The organism is Hungatella sp. (assembly GCF_046966825.1).
Genome location: NZ_JBKVCZ010000230.1, coordinates 1 through 5,323, shown reverse-complemented (window position 1 = coordinate 5,323; position 5,323 = coordinate 1). Strand labels below are relative to the sequence as shown.

The following is a 5,323-nucleotide window of genomic DNA, read 5'->3' as shown; positions in this document are numbered from 1 at the left end:
GGGAGCCAAAGAGCGGCCCCTTCGGGGCCTTAAAGAGAAAGTCACCTCCCCCTTTCCCCCCGTGCTCCGGCTATGGAAATGATGGAAAACCCTATCGGGTTTACCACATTACCACAGCCTCCGCACACCCCCCATTTCCCCTCCGACTTTCTCCCCCTCTAAGAGAGAAATTTACGAATTTCTTTTAGGGCCAAAAGGTCCATAGGGGGGCATATATTATCAATAGATTATTTCCCTATTTTCGACAACCCAAATTTAGCCCTTATTTCTCTCCCTCACTAACCCCTTATATCAGGCATATATTATCAATAGATTATTTCCCTATTTTCGATTGTTATTATAGCCTGTCCAGGCGGCGCTTTCAAGGCCCCCGGACAGGCTAATTTTAGGCGTCGATTTTCCGGACACTGACCGGCGCGACATCGGTACGTTTCAAGCTCCAGCCAGTCTCCAGATCCCGCCAACTCCAGCCGCCATCAGGATCTCGCTCCAGCTCAACCTCGATCCAGTGACCGGCCACCCGGATCTCCAATTGTTCCCCTTCCTCCAGCTCTCTGGTATCCAGTCCAGTCCATACTACGGTTAGGTTATGAGTTACCGCATCCTCTGCACACAATCCCATCTTCATCATTTTTATCTCCTTCAGCTCACTCGCATATCCTTCGGGACGACCTCCAGGGGCCTTGTATGAACTAATATCATTTCCCAGTACCCGTCCCGATAATTGGCCCTAAAGCTCCGGTATCCCATCAGAGCTGCATTCTGTTTCATAAATTCCTCATCTTTATCCGCAGCACTCAGAAAATCCTCATAGTCACCGGCGACCCATCGCTTTATCCCTAACCTGGCAGCTTCCCACTCCCCGGTTTCTGGGAAAAACTCTTCCAGTATCATCCTCTTCGCCTGTTCTGCTGGAAACTCTATCGAATACGGGCTTTGAATCACGGTTTCCCATAGTTTCACTGATTCCAGTCTGTGTCTATTTTTATACCGATAGATTTTTTCTGACGATACCACCACCACATAGCCGGTGTGCTCCTTCTTAGGCTTCAGTTTTCGATCCGCATTCGCTCTTTCTCTGGCAATACGCAGCAGGTTTTCATTTAGTCCCTTCTGATAGTCGCTTTCCGCTTTCTCTTTTTCCAGCGCCTTCATCCATTTTTCTATGGCCTGGTTCGCCTTTTGAATTGTCTGCTGCTCCCTATACAGAGAAGCCCCTTTTTCTTCCTCAACCTTTCTCTTTTCGTTCCTGGTCTCCTGTTCCGCCTGAGAGATTTTCTGCAAAAGGCCCTCGTACTCCTTCAGGGTCAGGATAACATGGGAGCACTCCGGGTCAGATTGGCCACCATCCAGCGTTTTATATCCCATTATCGTCTTTTTTACAAACTCGCTCATGGAAGCGCACCTCCCTTATAGATCCCGGATGTAGTTGTTGGCCACAACATCGATCCGATTATGGCCCAGAGCCTTGCTGCACACCAGCATAGCAGCCTTGTCCAACTTCCGGCCAGATTCATCTTTGCGGCAGGTATACACCTCACTCTGGTAGCGATGCCCGGTGCCTTTGTTCACCCGGTCATAAGGAATGTCCTTGATTTCTCTGGCGTTAGCTTTATAGATCACCGTGGCATACTCGGCCCGGTATCCGTGAATATCGGCGCTCTGGTGGACGTGCTGCCACACCTTTTCCTCTGCCGGCGTGTTACTGATCCGCTCTATGATCTGCCCCGCATTTGGCCCGATGATAGGGCTTAGGCGCTCCCTGCCACCCTTTCCGTTGCGGACATGGGTAAAGTAACCCTCCGGGAATAAAAGGGCATCCTGGAGCATTTCCAACCGCTTGGTGTCGGCCGGCGTCAGTTCCTCTGCAGGCCGGCTCTCCAGCTTGGATAACTCAACCTCGACCTGTTCTCTGGTGACCAGATCCTTCCCCCGCAGCTCCTCCAGTTCCTTCCGACGCAGCCCAGTCCCCTGACAAAACTTGATCAGCCCATCATTGTTCGTCTTGGAGAAGTGCTTATCCCGAACCCGGTCGCCGCGGCTCCGCTTGATGTTTTCCCGTTCTTTTTTCGGAGCCTTGAAAAAATCTTCATCATCCGGAGAGATCCCATACAGTTTTCCCATGGCCGACCGCTGCACACCAATCGTCCATGCAGACAGGCCCCGATCCACGCCATCCTGCAGCCATTCGTTTACATACTTCCTGGCACTTTTCAGCGTAGTACATTCTGGATGGTGTTCTTTGATGTACTTGATAAAATACTTCGTGTGCTTCCAGTAGCTCTGGTAGGTGCTGAAGGAAAAAATCTTATCCTTGTCCGTACCATTCGCCTTTGCCTCTTTTCTGCTCTCCCCAAACGCTTGCATACTGGTCAATCGTTCATAGGCTTGCTGGTGAAGATCCTTGTGATAGGCCTTGTTGCGCCGGCCCATAGGCCCCTCCTCTCTTGCAAAATAGATTTCTATTTTTATAGATAAGTAGAAATCTATTTTTAATTAAATCTATACATATATAAATCTATATTTCTACAAAACTATAAATCATGATTTCTTGTTTTCTATCATCTGTTCAAGCAAAGCCGCCTCATGTCAGCTCCACTCGGAGACTCGGCAATCGGCAAATACACTTTTTAACGTCTTATGTGTGACGGATTTGGGATCGCTCCCGACACTTTTTTGAACTGCTTATGTGTGCAGTCCCGATTTATTGAGATCTACGGCAGTTCGGGATCTGTCGGCACCTTTGTAGAGGGTGCGGCTCTCCAGGAGATCTACAGTATCCTGGCTACTATCAGAGGGTGGATAGGGACATGATACATTTCGCTTACCCATCACTTTCAAAAGGATTACTCATGTTGGGGTCCATGGTGCGCTTTCCATTTCACAAAGGTTACTGTGGCAAGCCCGCACACCACACAGGAGTATCAACCCTGTCATGGCTTCTGTATGGGTATTTGCTGAACCCCCAGCCGGCAGCTCCGGCCAAGACGCTCTGGGCCTAATCACTCTTTACCCTCGCCCAGACGAGCCTACCTCTGATCCGCTGCAACCCTACCAGCCGCAGCCTCCATATCCCACCGCCTTCCCATCAGGTCGCTGTCCCAGATCCAGCGCCATTCGCAGCCTATTTCTATCCATGATCATCGTACCATACTAAAGCGGATAAGTCAATATATTCAGGAAAATAACCGTATAACGGTTTACCCGTTCACAGCTCTCGCAAACGGGTAAACCGTTATAGCACAAAATATCAAGGTACCATCCCTTCGTATCCTCTAAAAATAATTAGAAGCGGCAGCCAATACAATTGGCTGCCGCTTCAGTCCTTCTTAAATTGCTTTTAAATATCGAGTTCAGGAATGGTGGATGCTACACGGCAGGCGGCAGACCCCTTCATTTCTGCCTTTCCACAGGTAAAGTTGGCATAATAGGTATCCGCAGGCCACTTATTCGTACTATAAACACTTGTAGAAGTACCTGCAGCAATAGAAACGCTGGTTCCCTTCACAACGCTTCCCGTTTCGGACCCCTTCGTAATCGTGAATTTGATACTTTGGGAACCCTTGTTGTCGACCCACACCTTCGCGTGCGGATAAGAAGACGTTACTTCAATCCCCTTACTCATCTCGGTTCCGGAAAGAGAAATGCTCCATCGAGAAGTGCTTGCCCTGGTTTCGGGGGCGGTCACTACAGATTCGACCTCTTCTGGTGTAACAATCTCAAAGACGAGATCGCCAACAACAAAGAAGTCACCAGGCTCTCCTTCGATAATGATTTCTTCAGGAATCTCGTCGGAGGCAGCAAAGGTTGCATTAGTGTTGATGGCACAAGCGTGCCCAATCGCCGCAGCAGGAACATCATCCGGCTCCGATGCTGCAAAAGCAGGGAGCATAGCTACACTGGTCAATGCCGTTGCACAGATGAGACTAATTGCGATTCTTCCTTTTTTCATGTTATACCATCCTTTCACAATCAAAATAATATAGAATTTCTTCTATAACACTTTCAGATGCGGAGATTCTTCTCCGCATCCCTGCCTATAGGCAGGGATCTATTCATGCCGTCTTCCCTGTGGTGGTTATAGTTTTTGTTTCCGATTTTCCATTAATCCACACAGTTACTTCAGCTTTTGCTCGGTATGTTGTCCCCTTCTCGGCTTCTACTGATTTGCTGAGAGATGCATTCCGTCCATCTTCCTCCACACTCCAAGACTCAACAGTGACCCATTGACTTCCCCGCTGTTTTTGAATCTCCAAGATGATTTTGCTACGTTCCGCTCCACGATTTCCATTCACGCTAACACGCGCTGCTGCTTTCCCGTTTCGAATACTCAACACACACTGGGCATCTGAGATATTCTCCATATAAAAGCTGATATCCGTATCGGGATCAGGCAATTCCACAGCATAGCCTGGAATCGCCAGAGAGAACGCGCATATAATGGCACAGAAAAAGCCAAAGAACTGCTTGGGAATATACTTTCTCATAAAAACCATCTCCCTTCCCTTTCATATATTGTGACGAATGAAGAAGCAATTATGGGACAGTAATTTCAAAAATTTTTTCAATTTATTTTGTCGTTACTGTAATCCCTTTAGCCACTTGAATTAACTCATCCGAATTCATATCTCCTGTTACCATCAAAATGAAGGGCTCATCTTTCCACAACAACGTACTCCTCTCACCTTTAACAACGAGTTTTGCCTCGTTTCCGGCTATATCAACCTTAGTAGAGTCAACAAGCTCCGTATCCAAAATGATCTCATAGTCTGTTTCCTCTGTTACTAACTGTATATCTATTCTAAGCTGTTTGCCATCTAAATCTTCAAAATAAATTATTTGTCCCTGAGTTTCCTCGTCACACATTCGCTCAACCTCAGACATTCCTTCCGGTAGATATCCAAATATAATTTCCCCCATTCTTATACTTTCGTTCCAAGAAGAGAAGATTTTAAAGTGTGTCAAATCATCCATAACTTCGGTAATCATCTCAATAAATTTTTCACGGTATGCCTCTACAGTCATTAATCCCGAAAAACTAAGCATGGTTAAAACCAACACAGCTGCCGTGATCCGTTTTGCTGTAAGAAATATTTTCCTGATTCTTGGTGTACGCCGCTGATTTCGAATCAACCGCTTCATCTTCCTCTCAAATCTTTTAGAAAATATGTGTTCAGGAATTTCCTCATCCGTCGGCAGCCAGCTCAACCACAACTTTTCTGCTTTAGGTACATACTTATAAAGCTGTGAGTCTGTTATTTTCATATCTGCCCCTCATTTTTTAATGCTTGTTCTAACTTTCTTCTTGCTCGTTGAATTGTCT

General features: G+C 47.0%; 6 protein-coding genes. All 6 read right to left on the bottom strand.

Features of this window, described 5'->3' with window-relative positions:
* Positions 1 to 385: 385 nt before the first annotated feature.
* Entirely contained in the window at positions 386 to 631 is a 246-nt protein-coding gene (locus tag ACLTD4_RS32790; protein WP_412331921.1) for a hypothetical protein, read from the bottom strand.
* A gap of 11 nt (positions 632 to 642) precedes the next feature.
* Entirely contained in the window at positions 643 to 1,395 is a 753-nt protein-coding gene (locus tag ACLTD4_RS32785) for a hypothetical protein (RefSeq protein WP_412331920.1), read from the bottom strand.
* Positions 1,396 to 1,410: 15 nt separating this feature from the next.
* On the bottom strand, positions 1,411 to 2,433 hold the full coding sequence (locus ACLTD4_RS32780) for a hypothetical protein (RefSeq protein WP_412269990.1): 1,023 nt from the start codon (positions 2,431 to 2,433) through the stop codon (positions 1,411 to 1,413).
* A gap of 907 nt (positions 2,434 to 3,340) precedes the next feature.
* On the bottom strand, positions 3,341 to 3,952 hold the full coding sequence (locus ACLTD4_RS32775) for a hypothetical protein (protein ID WP_149929504.1): 612 nt from the start codon (positions 3,950 to 3,952) through the stop codon (positions 3,341 to 3,343).
* Between the two features lie 103 nt (positions 3,953 to 4,055).
* Positions 4,056 to 4,487 carry a hypothetical protein gene (locus tag ACLTD4_RS32770; RefSeq protein WP_343121280.1) on the bottom strand — a complete coding sequence of 144 codons (432 nt, stop codon included), beginning with the start codon at positions 4,485 to 4,487 and terminating at the stop codon, positions 4,056 to 4,058.
* 82 nt (positions 4,488 to 4,569) lie between these two features.
* Positions 4,570 to 5,265, bottom strand: a complete 696-nt coding sequence (locus ACLTD4_RS32765; protein ID WP_343121281.1) for a DUF4367 domain-containing protein — start codon at positions 5,263 to 5,265, stop codon at positions 4,570 to 4,572.
* Between the last annotated feature and the right edge of the window lie 58 nt (positions 5,266 to 5,323).

What these genes read in the sequence shown, in the direction of transcription:
- ACLTD4_RS32770 (WP_343121280.1), bottom strand. Translation starts at nt 4,487, where the DNA reads ATGAGAAAGTATATTCCCAAGCAGTTCTTTGGCTTTTTCTGTGCCATT.
- ACLTD4_RS32790 (WP_412331921.1), bottom strand. Translation starts at nt 631, where the DNA reads ATGATGAAGATGGGATTGTGTGCAGAGGATGCGGTAACTCATAACCTA.
- ACLTD4_RS32775 (WP_149929504.1), bottom strand. Translation starts at nt 3,952, where the DNA reads ATGAAAAAAGGAAGAATCGCAATTAGTCTCATCTGTGCAACGGCATTG.
- ACLTD4_RS32785 (WP_412331920.1), bottom strand. Translation starts at nt 1,395, where the DNA reads ATGAGCGAGTTTGTAAAAAAGACGATAATGGGATATAAAACGCTGGAT.
- ACLTD4_RS32780 (WP_412269990.1), bottom strand. Translation starts at nt 2,433, where the DNA reads ATGGGCCGGCGCAACAAGGCCTATCACAAGGATCTTCACCAGCAAGCC.
- ACLTD4_RS32765 (WP_343121281.1), bottom strand. Translation starts at nt 5,265, where the DNA reads ATGAAAATAACAGACTCACAGCTTTATAAGTATGTACCTAAAGCAGAA.